Source organism: Mucilaginibacter sp. CSA2-8R, from assembly GCF_038806765.1.
Classification (GTDB): Bacteria; Bacteroidota; Bacteroidia; order Sphingobacteriales; family Sphingobacteriaceae; genus Mucilaginibacter.
This window is the reverse complement of record NZ_CP152389.1, coordinates 1113059-1128108: the sequence shown is the minus strand read 5'-3', so window position 1 is coordinate 1128108 and position 15050 is coordinate 1113059. Positions and strand designations below refer to the sequence as shown.

12 protein-coding genes are annotated in these 15050 nt (G+C 44.0%); 7 read left to right on the top strand and 5 right to left on the bottom strand.

Translation table 11 applies throughout. The annotated features are described in order from the left end of the window. Position 1 precedes the first annotated feature (1 nt). The 4 genes from AAGR14_RS04830 to AAGR14_RS04815 all read left to right on the top strand — a co-directional run bounded on the left by AAGR14_RS04830 (position 2) and on the right by AAGR14_RS04815 (position 6289). Positions 2 to 724 (top strand): phosphoadenylyl-sulfate reductase, encoded by a 723-nt coding sequence (locus AAGR14_RS04830; protein ID WP_342647469.1) that lies wholly within the window; start codon positions 2 to 4, stop codon positions 722 to 724. Beyond that, entirely contained in the window at positions 721 to 1626 is a 906-nt protein-coding gene (gene cysD, locus AAGR14_RS04825; protein ID WP_342647468.1) for a sulfate adenylyltransferase subunit CysD, read from the top strand. Before AAGR14_RS04830 ends, cysD begins: the two co-directional genes overlap by 4 nt. A 167-nt stretch (positions 1627 to 1793) precedes the next feature. Then, positions 1794 to 3044: a GTP-binding protein gene (locus AAGR14_RS04820; RefSeq protein ID WP_342647467.1), complete on the top strand. Its 1251-nt coding sequence runs from the start codon at positions 1794 to 1796 to the stop codon at positions 3042 to 3044. Between the two features lie 302 nt (positions 3045 to 3346). Further along, positions 3347 to 6289, top strand: coding sequence for a TonB-dependent receptor (locus AAGR14_RS04815; RefSeq protein WP_342647466.1), 2943 nt, complete (start codon positions 3347 to 3349; stop codon positions 6287 to 6289). 47 nt (positions 6290 to 6336) lie between these two features. Here the strand turns inward: AAGR14_RS04815 and AAGR14_RS04810 are convergent, their stop codons facing one another. Further along, positions 6337 to 6873, bottom strand: a complete 537-nt coding sequence (locus tag AAGR14_RS04810; protein WP_342647465.1) for a DUF4269 domain-containing protein — start codon at positions 6871 to 6873, stop codon at positions 6337 to 6339. A gap of 164 nt (positions 6874 to 7037) precedes the next feature. Between AAGR14_RS04810 and AAGR14_RS04805 the strand changes: the two genes are divergently transcribed. After that, positions 7038 to 7577 carry a ferritin gene (locus tag AAGR14_RS04805; RefSeq protein WP_342647464.1) on the top strand — a complete coding sequence of 180 codons (540 nt, stop codon included), beginning with the start codon at positions 7038 to 7040 and terminating at the stop codon, positions 7575 to 7577. A 75-nt stretch (positions 7578 to 7652) separates the two neighbouring features. Here AAGR14_RS04805 and AAGR14_RS04800 read toward each other — a convergent pair whose 3' ends face one another. The 3 genes from AAGR14_RS04800 to AAGR14_RS04790 all read right to left on the bottom strand — a co-directional run bounded on the left by AAGR14_RS04800 (position 7653) and on the right by AAGR14_RS04790 (position 13022). After that, positions 7653 to 8012, bottom strand: a complete 360-nt coding sequence (locus AAGR14_RS04800) for a hypothetical protein (protein WP_342647463.1) — start codon at positions 8010 to 8012, stop codon at positions 7653 to 7655. Positions 8013 to 8171: 159 nt separating this feature from the next. Next, the gene (gene clpB / locus AAGR14_RS04795; RefSeq protein WP_342647462.1) at positions 8172 to 10763 is read right to left on the bottom strand and encodes an ATP-dependent chaperone ClpB; all 2592 of its coding nucleotides are present in this window, start codon (positions 10761 to 10763) and stop codon (positions 8172 to 8174) included. A gap of 837 nt (positions 10764 to 11600) precedes the next feature. Beyond that, positions 11601 to 13022 (bottom strand): AAA family ATPase, encoded by a 1422-nt coding sequence (locus AAGR14_RS04790; protein WP_342647461.1) that lies wholly within the window; start codon positions 13020 to 13022, stop codon positions 11601 to 11603. Positions 13023 to 13087: 65 nt separating this feature from the next. Here AAGR14_RS04790 and AAGR14_RS04785 point away from each other — a divergent pair, with 65 nt between their 5' ends. Beyond that, positions 13088 to 13903: a DUF3822 family protein gene (locus AAGR14_RS04785; RefSeq protein ID WP_342647460.1), complete on the top strand. Its 816-nt coding sequence runs from the start codon at positions 13088 to 13090 to the stop codon at positions 13901 to 13903. Continuing rightward, complete coding sequence (gene rsmD / locus AAGR14_RS04780; RefSeq protein ID WP_342647459.1) at positions 13879 to 14445, top strand: 16S rRNA (guanine(966)-N(2))-methyltransferase RsmD; 567 nt, start codon at positions 13879 to 13881, stop codon at positions 14443 to 14445. Before AAGR14_RS04785 ends, rsmD begins: the two co-directional genes overlap by 25 nt. An 11-nt stretch (positions 14446 to 14456) precedes the next feature. Here the strand turns inward: rsmD and AAGR14_RS04775 are convergent, their stop codons facing one another. Beyond that, positions 14457 to 15029, bottom strand: a complete 573-nt coding sequence (locus tag AAGR14_RS04775; RefSeq protein WP_342647458.1) for a pentapeptide repeat-containing protein — start codon at positions 15027 to 15029, stop codon at positions 14457 to 14459. Positions 15030 to 15050: the final 21 nt, after the last annotated feature.

Here is a 15050-nt window from a genome sequence, read left to right as displayed (position 1 = left end):
TATGGACCAACTGGCACAACATATTCAAGAACAAACTGCAGGCCTTTCGCCGGGCAGCGCACTGGCGTGGCTGGCTAACGCATTTCCGGGCCAAGTTATTTTCTCTTCCAGTTTTGGCTGGGAAGATCAGGTAATCACCCATCTTATTTTTTCGAACAACCTGCCCATTAAAGTTTTCACGCTCGAAACAGGACGATTGTTTCCTGAAACCTATTATGTGTGGAACCGCACCATGGAAATTTACGGCAAGCCCATCTATGCTTATTATCCGCAGCACGAACCGCTCGAACAAATGGTAAGCACCAAAGGCCCGAATAGCTTTTACGAGTCGGTGGATAACCGTAAAGAGTGCTGCGGCATCCGTAAAATTGAACCATTAAAGCGTGCACTCAAAGGGAATGTATGCTGGATAACCGGCATCCGTGCCGAGCAATCGCCCAATCGACACGACATGAGCAACGTAGAATGGGACGAAGGCAATCAACTGGTTAAATTTCACCCCATCTTTAACTGGTCGCTCGACGAGGTAAAGACTTATATCAAGAACAACAATATTCCATACAATACACTGCACGACCGCGGCTTTCCGAGCATTGGCTGTGCCCCCTGCACCCGCGCCGTACAGCCGGGCGAAGATTTTAGGGCCGGCCGCTGGTGGTGGGAAGACCAATCTAAAAAAGAGTGTGGTTTGCATAGTGTAACCGAAATTATTACTGAGAAATGAGCAAGCATCATTTAGATTATTTAGACGAACTGGAGGCGGAAGCCATACATATATTGCGCGAAGTAGCCGGGCAGTTTGAAAAGCCTGCGTTGCTGTTTTCGGGCGGTAAAGACTCCATTACCCTGGTGCGATTGGCCGAGAAAGCTTTCCGCCCGGGCAAGTTCCCTTTCCCTTTAGTGCATATTGATACCGGGCATAATTTTCCGGAAACGATACGATATCGCGATGAAATGATTGCCCGTTTAGGCGAAAAACTAATTATTGGTCATGTGCAGGACTCTATTGACCAGGGCAAAGTGGTTGAACAAAAAGGTAAAAATGCAAGTCGCAACGCGCTGCAAACGGTTACCTTGTTAGATACTATTGCCGCACACCAGTTTGATGCCTGTATTGGTGGTGCCCGCCGCGACGAGGAAAAAGCCCGCGCCAAAGAACGTATATTTTCGGTACGCGATGAGTTTGGCCAGTGGGACCCTAAACGCCAGCGCCCCGAGTTATGGAACATCTACAACGGCAAAATACACAAAGGCGAAAACGTAAGGGTATTCCCAATCAGTAACTGGACCGAACTGGATGTTTGGAACTACATTCGCCGGGAAAACATTGCCTTACCGAGCATTTATTTTGCACACGAGCGTGATTGCATTACCCGCAACGGGCAGTTAATGGCCGCCGCCGAGTATTTGAACATGGATGAGGATGATGTGATTACCCGCCGTAACGTGCGTTTCCGTACCGTAGGCGACATGACTTGTACCGCAGCTGTAGAATCGGATGCTTATTTGATAGATGATATTATAGACGAAATCAGCGCCTCTAAAATAAGCGAACGCGGTGCCCGCATGGACGACAAGGTATCGGAAGCCGCCATGGAAGAGCGAAAAAAGGGAGGATATTTTTAGGGTACTTGTGGTTACACTGATTTTGTGATGATTTCTCCGAATAAGGAAGAGATTTTATTGATGCAACTGTGAATAGGCTAATCAATTCTTACATAAATCATCAAAATCAAGAAGTTTAAATCAGTGAAATCAACTCGATAAAATCATCCTAAATCAAAAAAACAACTATGGAGATACTTAAATTTATAACAGCCGGCAGTGTTGATGATGGGAAAAGCACATTGATTGGCCGTTTATTATATGATACCGATGCCATACTGGCCGATCAGCTCGAAGCCCTTCACCGCTCTAACCGCAAAAATGACGATGGTACCATCGATTTAGCCATCCTGACCGACGGCCTCAAAGCCGAACGTGAGCAGGGCATTACTATTGATGTGGCTTACAAATACTTTCAGACCGATAAACGTAAGTTTATTATTGCCGATGCGCCTGGTCATATACAATATACTCGCAATATGGTTACCGGTGCATCTAACTCTAACCTGGCTATTATTTTGATTGATGCCCGCCGGGGCGTGGTTGAGCAAACCAACCGGCACTCGTTCCTGGTATCGTTGCTGGCATTGCCGCAGGTAGTGGTTTGCGTTAACAAAATGGATATGGTTGATTATGACCAGGCAACCTTTAACCAGATTGTAGAACAATACCAGGTGCTGGCAGCCAAGCTCAATTTAAAAAACATAACGTACATTCCGGTAAGTGCTCTAAAAGGCGACAACATTGTTAATGGTTCGCCTAACATGGCCTGGTATACCGGGAAGAGCCTGCTCAATCATTTAGAGACGGTAGAAATTCCGGTAGATGACAAAGCCTCGCATGCCCGTTTACCAGTGCAGTGGGTAGTACGCCCACAAACCGAAGAGCTGCATGATTACCGTGGCTACGCAGGCCGCGTAAGCAGCGGTACGTTTAAAGTAAACGATAAGGTTACGGTCCTACCATCGGGCTTCAGCTCTACCATTACCAAAATTGAACTGCTGGACAAAGTATTTGATGAGGCCGTGGCCGGCCAATCGGTAACGGTACATTTGCAGGATAACATTGATATTAGTCGCGGTGATATACTGGTGAGCAGCCATGCCCACCCCGAAGTGTCGCAACTGATTGAGGCCGATTTATGCTGGATGGATACCCGGGCTTTAGACACCTCGTTAACTTACCTCGTACAGCACAACAGCAAAGTAACCCGGTGCCGTATACAGGATGTATTATATAAATTTAACATCAATACGCTTGATAAAGTGTACGAAGAGGAGTTTAAACTAAATGATATTGGCCGTATTATACTAAAAACTGCAGAGCCCTTAGCTTTTGACGTTTACCAGGAAAACAAGGCCAATGGTGGTGCTATTATTGTAGATAGCCGTACTAATGTAACCGTAGGCGCACTAATGTTGAGAGCTGCAGCTGATTAAAAGCTTAATACAACTCATTTTGATATAAGCAGGCTAACGCCTGCTTTTTTTGTGCCCTTACTTTCCTTTACTCTTTTTAAAGGACATAAAATTGACCTGATACTGGATAATTATTTTATGAAAATTTCAGATAAAGATGATCATACGAAGAAATATAATATATTTGCCTACTAAATCTATAGATATTATATTATTTAATTAAACACTATGGTTCATCTATACTCCTTCACCTGCTGTTGTTGCTGCCGTTAACCCAAAAACCAGCATTAATCAACAAATCACATTCACCTCATTAAACCTTCATGTCAACTTTTATAAAAGGCCTTCACCAGTTAAGGCTTCGCTATATCACAACGTTATTACTTTTTATGGCTACGGCGGCAACCTTTGCCCAAGAGAACAGTTTGATCCTGGTATCCGGCCAGGTGCTTGATGCAGGCACAAAGCAGCTTATTACCGGTGCTACTGTATCTGTTAAGGGTGCGGTAGCAGGTACTACCACCAACGGCCAAGGCAGTTTCTCGCTTAAAACCCGTTTAAAGTTCCCGTTTACGCTGGTGTTCAGCTACGTAGGTTTTCAGCCGCAAGAATTTGTGGTTACCAATTCAAATTCCAAATTAAACATCGAACTTAATACTCAAACCTTGTTAGGGCGCGAAGTGGTGGTTACTGCATCGCGGGTACCAGAAAGCATCCTGAAATCGCCGGTGGCCATTGAAAAACTCGATATACGCGCCATTAAAGAATCACCAGCCCCATCCTTTTACGATGCACTCGAAAATGTGAAAGGCGTGCAAATGACTACCTCCAGCTTAACATTCAAGATACCCAACACCCGCGGTTTCAACATCCCGAGCAATTATCGTTTTATGCAACTGGTAGATGATGTAGACATGCAGGCCGCCACTTTAGGTGTTCCTTTAGGCAATGCCATCGGCCCCACCGAATTGGATATTGCCAGCGTTGAAATTACCCCAGGTGCAGCCTCAGCCATTTACGGTATGAACGCCATTAACGGTCTGTCTAACCTGTTAACCAAAAGCCCGTTTAATTATCAGGGTTTAAGTGTTTACCAGCGCACCGGCGTAAACCATGTAGGTAACAACACCGGCCGCAGTACCAGCGCACTAACTGAAACTGCGCTTCGGTATGCTAAGGCATTTAACAACAAGTGGGCGTTTAAGGTAAACTTTAGTTATTTTAAAGGCACCGACTGGCTTGCCGATACCCGTACCGACCAAAACCCCAATAACCTGAAATCGGCTAACCCAAACTTTCCGGCGCTGAACGGAGCTAATAATGTAGCTTATGATGCCTGGAATAAATATGGCGATGATGTTTTGGCAGGCAGTAATACTGTATCAATTAGTGGCTTAACTATTGATGGCAAAACCAACCAAACCTTAAACGTGGCACGCACCGGCTACTATGAAAAGGATTTGGTTAACCCCAAGGTAAACAACTTAAAATTTGATGCAGCACTGCATTACCGGATAAATGACCATACCGAATTGGCCTACGGCTACCGTGTAGGTACGCTGGACGGGGTCTTTCAGCGGGGAAATAAAATACAGTTAGATAATGTGGTTGTGCAAAATCATAAGTTTGAGCTTAAGGGCAGCAATTTCACTATACGTACTTATGTTTCGCTCGAAAACTCGGGTAACTCCTACAATGTTAAACCACTTGCCGATAACCTCGATTTATCAACCGGTGGCGATGCCACCACATGGGGAAATAAATATAAAAGCGCCTTGAATGCTTACGCAGCATCTAATGGCGGAGCGCTTACCTCAGGTAATTTGGCTGCTGCCACACAATACGCCCGCCAAATGGCTGATGGCAGCCGGGTAGTGCCGGGCACCCAGGCATTTGAAGATCAAAAAGCGTTGATACGCAGTATTAACAACTGGGACATTAAATCAAGCACCATCCCTGATGCGCCTGCCTCGGGTGGCGCTGCGCTGGTACAAAAAAGCCACATGTATCATGCTGAAGGGCAATGGGATTTATCTAAATACACCAAAGTAATTGATGTATTGGTTGGAGCCGATGCCCGTGTTTATGAAGTAATACCCGATGGGAATAGCTTTGTAGATTTTTCGCGTCCTATAGCCGACCGCGGCACCCCCCTACCCAATGGCAGCTTTGGTAATAATATTTACTATAAAAAATTTGGCGGCTTTGTGCAGGGTACCAAAACCTTTTTCGAAGAAAAGCTTAAAATATTCGGGTCGTTGCGGTATGATTACAACCCGGAATTCAGCCCCAAGTTTACACCACGGATAGCAGGTGTTTATTCGCCTAACCATAATAATAATTTCCGTTTTACTTACCAGTTAGGTTATCGTTTCCCCGGCTTGTTTGAAGCACTATCATACGTTAACAATGGCCGGGTAAAGCGAGTAGGCAGTTTACCACGAATTGATGAAGGGTTAGGTTACCTGGAAAACAGCTATACCCGCGCTTCTGGTATCTTGTTCAACTCAGCAGTAAACGCGGCTGTTGCCAATGGTACCGACCGGAATGCCGCTGCGCTGGCTAATCGTGATCTATTAGAAAAAGCCAACCTTCAGGCTGCCCGCCCGGAACGAATCAACTCTTTAGAATTTGGATATAAGAGTATTTTTCTGAATGATAAGTTGACCTTTGATATTGACGCCTATACTAATACCTACGATGGCTTTTTAGGCCAGGTGCAGGTAGACGTGCCGCACGGACAAACTGTAGGCACCGATGCAGCCGTGATAGCCATGCTGGATGCTAACCGCAACAGCCAGGACCGGTACCGGGTATACACCAATGCTAAAAACAAATACCGTAATTATGGCTCGGCTGCAGGGCTTACCTATAACTTTTATAAAAAGTACACCGTGTCGGGTAATGTAAGTTTTAACAAAATCAAATCTAATGCACAGGCAGATGTTTTTGTAACTGGCTTTAATACACCGCAGTTTACCACTAACGTATCCTTCGGTAACCGCGAAATTGTGAAGAACGTAGGCTTTAACGTGGTTTGGAAATGGCAGGAGCGCTTTTTATGGGAAAGCCCTCTGGTAAACGGCTACGTGCCCGGCTTCCATGTGTTTGATGTGCAGGCCACCTACCGTGTGCCCAAGCTTAAGGCCACCATTAAAGTTGGCGGAACCGACATATTTAACAAAGCTTACATACAATATGCCGGTGGCCCTACCATAGGCGGCTTGTATTATACCGCAATAACTTTAGACGGGTTGTTAAATTAACCTGCATTTGTTTGTTTAGGTGTGCAGGATGTGCAAGGCATCCTGCATTACTCATTTTCAAAAGCAAATAAGGCCTCGTAAGGGTCGCCAGGTAGATTAAGCGCCCGGGCAAATGCCGGCTCAGTTTTAAATCCCATCATTTTTAACGCTTTCACTTGTTGCCTGAGGACGTCGCCGTGTTGTTGCAACAAGTTATGCTCTGCCAACAAATGACGGTAAGCAGCTTGCTTGATTACAGGTACAGCCTGACCAAATATTTCGACTTCCCAGTTTTCTATAAAAAAATTAGCAATTACCGTCTCTATGCCGAGTACCAACGGTTGTGATATTCTAAACTCTAGATAGTCTGCAAACTGCATGAGCAGTAGCTCTTTAAACTGATGCTTATCATCAAACTGGCAAATCACATCTAAATCACTGCCTTCAATATCAACATTTAACGGTACGGTGCCGGCTAATACCGGATGGTGAGCTGCTAAAACTTGGAATAGTCTATTTTCAGTAAGCAGCTCAAACACCTGCTGCTGCTTTTTTGTACCAGATTTTAAATAATCAAGCGTTAAAAATTCTGATTGCTTACTCATGCCTCATAAAATAGGGTTACAACAGGCAGCATCCGAAAGCAACAACCTGATTAACAATATTATATCCTTAATTAGATTTATTTCATATTAACACTACGGGTAACAAATACAACTTTCTTGCACTATTATTGTACTATATCACGTAACGGTAATACAAAAATAACATGAAAGACATTATGCGCATAAAGTGTTTGCTATCGGCAGATGTGGAAACGCTTTTAAATCAACAGATAAAAAAAGAAGCTCATTCATCGGCCATGTACTTGGCCATGGCTTCCTGGTGTAATCAAAATGGCTTTGATTATTCGTCTGATTACTTTTTTAAACAGTCGGAAGAAGAGCGAGTACACCAATTAAAATTATTTAAGTATGTGTTAGATATGGGCGGCACGGCGCTGTCGCCGGATGTAAACAATATTAAACAAGACTACGCCTCTTTCCGCGAGGTATTTGAAGATGCTTTAGAGCAGGAAGTAGCCATCACCCAATCTTTCAAGAATATTGCAGCCAACTGCTTAAAAGAGCAGGACTTTGTAACCTTCGAGTTTCTGAACTGGTTTATGAAAGAACAACGCGAAGAAGAATACAAAGCACGTCGTGCGCTGGAGCTGTTTGAAGTTATTGGCGAAGAAGGCACCGGCCGCTGGGAAATCGACAAGCACGTTAACAAAATTAAATACGACAGCGAAACCGCCGGAGAATAATTACAGATTTCGCATTAACTAAAAAGCCGGTGTCTGAAAAACAGATACCGGCTTTTTTTATGCATTTTATATTTCTTAAATCGCTAACCTGTAAAGGCGGTCGTGCATAATCTGATTGAGTTCAAACATAGCAAATGTGCCTTCGAGTAACTCTTTTAAGGCGATAATCTGCGACAGGTTTAAAAAGTAGCAATGGTTACAGGCACAGATAAAAACCATCTCAATCTCTGGCGAGCGGCTACTATCTAACAACAGTAGTTCAATATCCATACGATAAATGGATTGTTTTAATTTTAACAATCCACGATAATCAAAACGCACCAGCTTATCGGCAAAATTGATGTACCAACAACGCTGCCGATCGCTTTGATACACAGTGCCTTTATGCGTGCTAAATACTTCTGCTGCTTCGGCAGCCACGGCAATTCCATTCATTGTGAAGCAAATTTAACACTATTTGGAAATAGTCCAAATAATATTAACAATCTGTCGGGTAATTCATTAACACTCACTATTACCAAATAAAACGGGGAAGCTACCTGCTGATAACTTCCCCGTGGATATATATGGACTCCCTAATTGGAGGACAAAGATTTACTCGTTCAAAAACACAAACTGGTTATCAAAGGTATCCAGCTTAATTTTGCTGTCTTTATCTACCTTACCGGCCAGTATCTGCTTTGAAAGCTCATTCAGGATTTTTTTCTGAATGACCCTCTTTAACGGACGGGCACCATACTGCGGGTCGTACCCTAACTGGGCCAGCCAGTCAAGTGCCTCATCGGTAGCCTCCATCTGTATGCCCATTTCGGCCAGGGTTTGCTGCAAGCCTTTAAACTGCAGTTTTACAATCTCACCTATCTCGTCGCGGCCCAGCGGCGTAAACATGATGATTTCATCAATACGGTTTAAAAACTCCGGACGAATGGTTTTCTGCAACAACTCAAACAACTGGCTTTTAGTTTTAGCCATTACTTCCTCTTTGTCCATCTCGTCATACTTCTGGAAGTTCTCCTGAATGATGTGCGAACCAATGTTAGAGGTCATAATTACGATGGTATTTTTGAAGTTAACCACACGGCCTTTATTATCGGTAAGGCGGCCATCGTCCAGCACCTGCAACAATATGTTAAATACATCCGGATGCGCTTTTTCAATCTCATCAAGCAGAATTACACTGTAAGGCTTACGGCGCACGGCCTCTGTTAATTGCCCGCCTTCATCGTAACCTACGTAGCCCGGAGGCGCACCAATCAGGCGGCTCACCGCATGGCGTTCCTGGTACTCCGACATATCAATACGCACCATGCTTTGCTCATCGTTGAATAAAAACTCGGCCAGTGCTTTGGCTAATTCTGTTTTACCCACACCAGTAGTACCTAAAAAGATGAACGAACCGATTGGGCGGCGCTTATCCTGCAAACCGGCACGACTGCGGCGTATGGCATCACTAATGGCTTCAATAGCCTCTTCCTGACCAGCCACACGTTTGTGAAGTTCGTCTTCAAGGTTCAGCAGCTTTTCGCGTTCGCTCTGAATCATTTTAGATACTGGAACACCAGTCCACCGGGATACTACCCCTGCAATATCGTCGGCGGTAACCTCTTCTTTCAGCATACGGCTGTCGGTTTGGTTCTCTTTCAAGGCATCCTTCAGTTTTTCAACTTCCTCCTGCGCTTCGCGGATACGGCCGTAACGCAGTTCGGCTACCTTACCGTAATCACCGGCACGTTCTGCCTGTTCAGCTTCCAGTTTGTAGGCTTCAATGGCTTCAATTTTTAAGTTGATCCCATCTACCAAATCTTTTTCGCTCTGCCATTTGGCTCGCAGCGAGTCACGTTCGGCCGAGAGATTAGCGATTTCTTCGCTCAGCGATTTTACTTTATGATCGTCATTCTCGCGCTTGATGGCTTCGCGCTCAATTTCCAGCTGCATAATACGGCGCTCCAGTTCATCAACCGCCTCAGGCACCGAATTCATTTCTAAACGCAGTTTAGAAGCAGCCTCGTCCATCAGGTCAATGGCTTTATCCGGCAAAAAGCGGTCGGCAATATAACGTTGCGACATTTCTACCGAAGCAATAATAGCCTCGTCTTTGATACGCACTTTATGGTGAGCCTCGTAACGTTCTTTCAACCCACGTAAAATAGATATAGCATCGGCAGCATCCGGCTCTTCTACCATTACCCGCTGAAAACGGCGCTCTAAAGCTTTGTCTTTTTCAATATACTTTTGGTACTCATTTAAGGTAGTAGCACCAATGGCACGCAGCTCTCCACGAGCCAAGGCAGGCTTCAAAATATTGGCAGCGTCCATGGCACCTTCGCCCCCACCGGCACCTACCAGGGTATGTATCTCGTCAATAAATAAAATAATCTCGCCGTCGCTTTTAATAACCTCGTTTATTACCGCTTTAAGGCGCTCTTCAAATTCACCTTTATATTTGGCACCTGCTACCAGGGCACCCATATCTAATGAGTATACGGTTTTAGTTTTCAGATTTTCTGGCGCATCGCCTTTGATAATCCGGAAAGCGATACCCTCGGCAATGGCAGTTTTACCCACCCCCGGCTCGCCTACCAGCACCGGGTTATTTTTGGTGCGGCGTGACAGGATCTGTATCACACGCCGTATTTCTTCGTCGCGCCCTATCACCGGGTCGAGTTTGCCGGATTCGGCATACTCGTTTAGGTTTCGGGCATATTTATTCAGAGCATTGTAAGTAGCCTCAGCATTTTGGTCGGTTACCTTACTATCGCCGCGCAGGGCAACAATGGCAGTTTTTAAATCTTTTTCGGTAACGCCATAATCTTTAAGGGCGCTGCTAGTTTTATCACTTACGGCTAAAATGCCTAACAAAATATGCTCAACCGATACAAACTCGTCTTTAAATTCTTTCAAGTAACTCTGCGCTTTTTGCAACGCAGTGTTGGCGTTAGATGATAAATAAACGTTGCTGCCACTCACTTTAGGAAAAGACTCAATTTGCTTATCTAAAGTATCGTTTAAGCGACTCATATTTACGTTCAGCTTTTTTAATAAATAGCTGATTACGTTTTCATCAACCAGTAACAATCCTTTCAGCAGGTGCGCATTTTCGATGGCTTGCTGCTGATTACCGGTTGCTATTTCGGAAGCTTTCTGTACAGCTTCCTGGGCTTTGATGGTAAAGTTGTTAAAATTCATGGTATACTATGGTGTTCAAACTACTTGCCACGGCTACACAAATGTTAAAAAGTCAGCTTTAGATAATTCTTAACGACATTTTGTCTTTCGATTCTAAAATTACATGCCCTTTTTTCAGTTCTCCAATAGCGGATTCGTGCTAAGCCATCCTAACTGCAGATGACTCAATAATTGCGTTTATAGCCGTTTTGCAGATAACGCTTACTCATGAAGTACAGTTTTCATATAATCAAGTTTTAGAGATGTAGTTGCGTTTACCAATTAGCTATGGCAAGAAAGGTGCGGAAATCATGATTAATCAGGCACAAACAAATTCATGCAATGGCTTCATTATTTACACAGAATATTTAACCGAGCAATGCCCTCTGCATAACAACAAACTACCAAAAAAGCCTTTTCTATTGATTTCACGCGCTTTTTAGTGCAAAAATGTTTTACTTTGGCGAAAATACTACCAAAAGCTATTTTTGAAATTGATAGGTAATTAAAGCCAATATTTTATAATTAGCAAAGCAAATAGTGCTTATTTATAACGCTGAGGGCATTTTAGCACCAGTCGATAAAAATTTCATAAAAATATTTTAACGTTAAACTAAGCCATAAAATTGAGCTTATATTGCTATACAATTACATAATTATAAACTTAAAAGCAATATGAAAACAATAGTTACTACAGTTTCCTCTGCGTTCAGTTTAGTGTACTTAGCTGTATCAGTATTTGTGAACCTAAAAGATCCTCATTATTGATTGCATGGTGCATTTTATAGATTTGCATCAGCACAAAGCATCAATATAAAATCTTTCTGAGAACGCTTTTATATTGATGCTTTTTTGTTTTTACTCGGCAGGCGCCAGGTAAAATTTATCATTAAAATTTACCAAAAACAACTCTGTAGTTGCACGGGTGCAGGCGGTATAAAACCAGCGTAAAAAATCGGTATTCACCATCTCATCTGTCAAATACCCTTGGTCAACAAACACGGCCTCCCACTGTCCGCCCTGGGCTTTGTGGCAAGTTACGGCATAAGCAAATTTAATTTGCAGCGCGTTATAATAAGGGTTAAGCTTCAGTTCCTTTAGTTTTTCGCGGCGGTTAGGAATGTGCTCATAATCTTTCATCACCTCGAGGTAAAGGCGCTTTTGGTCGTCAGATGGTAACGATGGCGAATCGGAATACAAAGCTTCCAGCAACACCTTACATTCAATGACCGGATCTTCAGCATAATCAATAAATTCCAATTGCACATCTGCAAACCTGAAACCGTACATTTCTTCGGTGCGCCGCACTTTCTTAATGCGGGCAATATCGCCATTGGCAATAAAACCCGTGCTGTCCTCTTCGTGCTCCTGCAACCAAAAGTAATTGTTACGCACTATCATAATCTGGTCGCCGCCGGTCAGCTCCTCCTCGCGCATGAGTATGCGGTTACGGATCTGCTGGTTGTACATGTTGGCATTTTTATTCGACCTGCAAATAACAAGCGTACTATCAAACCCGTATTTGCTGTAAGCATAGTTTAGGCCTTCTTCAAGCCGCTCGCCGCTCATGCGGTAAACATCCTTATAACCCTTGGTCACTATTTGAGGGTACGCCTCTTCTTCGCGACGGATAATATCCCGCACCGAAGTTACATTGTACAATATCCCTGAGTTTTTTTGCTGTCGCAATACATCCGTAAGCTCAAAACTAAACACTTGTAACCCGAAGTACTCCTGCAATATTTTTGCGTCTAAAGCCGGACTAATGGCCGAGCCTACGGGGGGCAACTGAGCAGTATCACCCACCAGCATCAGCTTACAATTTTTAAAGTTGTAAACGTAATCAATCAAATCTTTTAGCAAGGTTTCGCGGTTACCCGGGTTGGCTTCGTCAGATATCATGGAGGCCTCATCAACAATGAACAGCGTATTTTCGGCATTATTGGTAGCCAGCGTAAATGAATCATCCATACTCACGGCCGACTTGCGGCGGTAAATGCGCTTGTGGATAGTAAATGCCTTACGCCCGGAATAGCCGGTAATAACCTTGGCAGCCCGCCCTGTTGGCGCAAGTAAAACCGCCTTTTGCCCGTACGACCTTAAAGCTTTAACCAAGGCGCTTAAAACGGTAGTTTTACCGGTACCTGCATACCCCCTTAATAAAAAGCACTCGTACCCATTATTGGTGTTTAAAAAAGTATGTATGCGCCCAAACAGCTCAAATTGCTGGCCGGTGGGCTGGTGCTGAAATGATTTGCTTATTTGCTCTTGTGCAGGCATGATGTAAACCGGGCTTATGGCCTTAACAAAAAAATAAAAAAATAGTTAGATTTGCATAGTTGCTCATGAACGATTTGCTATACCACTATATTGACCCCGCTTTTAATCACCTGGAGGTAAACAGCTATAAGCTTTTACTTTGGGTTGGCGATAAGAAGTTTTCGCTGGCGGTTATGCATCACAACAAATTAATGGTTTGGCGCAAACCTGCTCCGCTGGCAGAGCTTACCCAGGCAGGCGAAGTACAGGAAGTGTTAAACTTTAAATACCATGAAGTAATAACGGGAATCAGCTCTTCCTATTTTACGTTGGTGGCGCAAAGTGTATTTAATGAAAGCCAGGTAAAAGATATAGCGCGTTACCTGGACGTAGCACCTACCGATACCGTTTATGCGCAACCGCTGGACGCCTTCAATCAGGTTATTTTTAAGGCACCTGAAACCTTAATACAAGCTATAAAAAGTTTTGACGTAACGCAGGCCGTATTTGGCCCATCGGGTTGGATACAGGCGGTTGAAGCCAATCAACCATCGGCTGATGAATTATATCTTAACGTAAACGACGACCGGATAGAAATTGCACACTTTGATAAAGGCAGGTTAAATCTATTCAACACGTTTGAATTTACGCACCAAGACGAACTTGCTTACTACGCCGTGTTTGTTTGCCAGCAACTAAAACTCGATTTACGGACTCTTACCGTTAAACTAAGCGGTGATATTGCAGCCGGCGATGAACGCTACCAGCATTTGCTGCAGGATATTTTTGGCGCTGTGAGTTTGAACACCCTAGCCGTGGCTACCCTGCCGGAACACTTACCTCAACACCAACTACTGGCCTTAACCGCACTATCGCTATGCGCATCATTGGCGGACGTTTAAAGGGCTTGCGGCTTAATCCGCCCAAAAACCTACCGGTACGGCCCACAACCGACCTGGCTAAAGAAGCGTTGTTCAACATATTGCAAAACCAGGTGGAGTTAGAAGGCATCAAGGTTTTAGATCTTTTTAGCGGCACCGGTAACTTGGCTTTGGAGTTTGCATCACGTTATGCTGAAAGTGTAACCGCTATTGACCGAAGTATACATTGCATCAATTACGTTAAAGACTGCGCCCGCCAACACGGACTTACCCAAATCAGCACTTTTAAGGCCGATGTATTTAAATACCTGGAGCTGGAAACCGAGCAGTACGACCTGATATTTGCCGACCCGCCTTACGATCTGAACCGTATACCCGAGTTACCCAAAATCATATTCGGCAAAAATTTACTGTTACCGGGCGGCTTACTGATAGTAGAACATCAGTCTAACCAAAACCTGAGCAATCATCCGAATTTTACAGAGCAACGGCGATACGGGCACTCATCGTTTTCGTTTTTTAATATGCCTGACGAGGATGCAGACCAACCTTCGGCAGAATAGCTTTATACCTGTTATACCACCTTTATACCGTACTTGAACAACAGCCCGGCTAAGCCATGCTCGGCAAAGGAAGCTTTGTTGAGTTTGTTTATTTCGGGGTCTATCTGGTAGTTATAGGCAGTGACGAAATTACAGTTGCTTAGGTCCGTCCGGTTAAATATTGTGCCCAATAAATTGCATTGATCAAATTTGGAGCCGGTTAAAATAGCCTGCATAAAGCTGGTTTCTTTAAGCGAGCATTTAATAAAACTGGTTTTGGCCATTTTGCGCCCTGCAAACGAGGCAAAATCGAGCATGCAACCCTCGAAAGAAACACTGAATAAAAAGGCACTGCACTCGTGAAAATTTACGCCTAATATTTTGCAATCTTTAAAAGTGACGTTCCTTAGCGTAGCCTGGTCAAACTTAACGAGCGATAGGTTACAGCTTGTAAAGGTGCAGTCGATAAATTTACTGCCGGAGAAATTGCTGCCCGAAAAGTTGCACTGGATAAAGGTACAGTCGTGAAACTCGCGGCTGGTAGCTGCCTTTTCTGTGTAGTCAACCTTTTCGAAATTTTTGCCATCATACGTGCGTAGCTCCATGTGCGTAAAATAATATTGCCA

Coding starts and splice junctions, on each gene's coding strand:
- AAGR14_RS04830 (WP_342647469.1), top strand. CDS start 2: ATGGACCAACTGGCACAACATATTCAAGAACAAACTGCAGGCCTTTCG.
- cysD (WP_342647468.1), top strand. CDS start 721: ATGAGCAAGCATCATTTAGATTATTTAGACGAACTGGAGGCGGAAGCC.
- AAGR14_RS04820 (WP_342647467.1), top strand. CDS start 1,794: ATGGAGATACTTAAATTTATAACAGCCGGCAGTGTTGATGATGGGAAA.
- AAGR14_RS04815 (WP_342647466.1), top strand. CDS start 3,347: ATGTCAACTTTTATAAAAGGCCTTCACCAGTTAAGGCTTCGCTATATC.
- AAGR14_RS04810 (WP_342647465.1), bottom strand. CDS start 6,873: ATGAGTAAGCAATCAGAATTTTTAACGCTTGATTATTTAAAATCTGGT.
- AAGR14_RS04805 (WP_342647464.1), top strand. CDS start 7,038: ATGAAAGACATTATGCGCATAAAGTGTTTGCTATCGGCAGATGTGGAA.
- AAGR14_RS04800 (WP_342647463.1), bottom strand. CDS start 8,012: ATGAATGGAATTGCCGTGGCTGCCGAAGCAGCAGAAGTATTTAGCACG.
- clpB (WP_342647462.1), bottom strand. CDS start 10,763: ATGAATTTTAACAACTTTACCATCAAAGCCCAGGAAGCTGTACAGAAA.
- AAGR14_RS04790 (WP_342647461.1), bottom strand. CDS start 13,022: ATGCCTGCACAAGAGCAAATAAGCAAATCATTTCAGCACCAGCCCACC.
- AAGR14_RS04785 (WP_342647460.1), top strand. CDS start 13,088: ATGAACGATTTGCTATACCACTATATTGACCCCGCTTTTAATCACCTG.
- rsmD (WP_342647459.1), top strand. CDS start 13,879: ATGCGCATCATTGGCGGACGTTTAAAGGGCTTGCGGCTTAATCCGCCC.
- AAGR14_RS04775 (WP_342647458.1), bottom strand. CDS start 15,029: ATGGAGCTACGCACGTATGATGGCAAAAATTTCGAAAAGGTTGACTAC.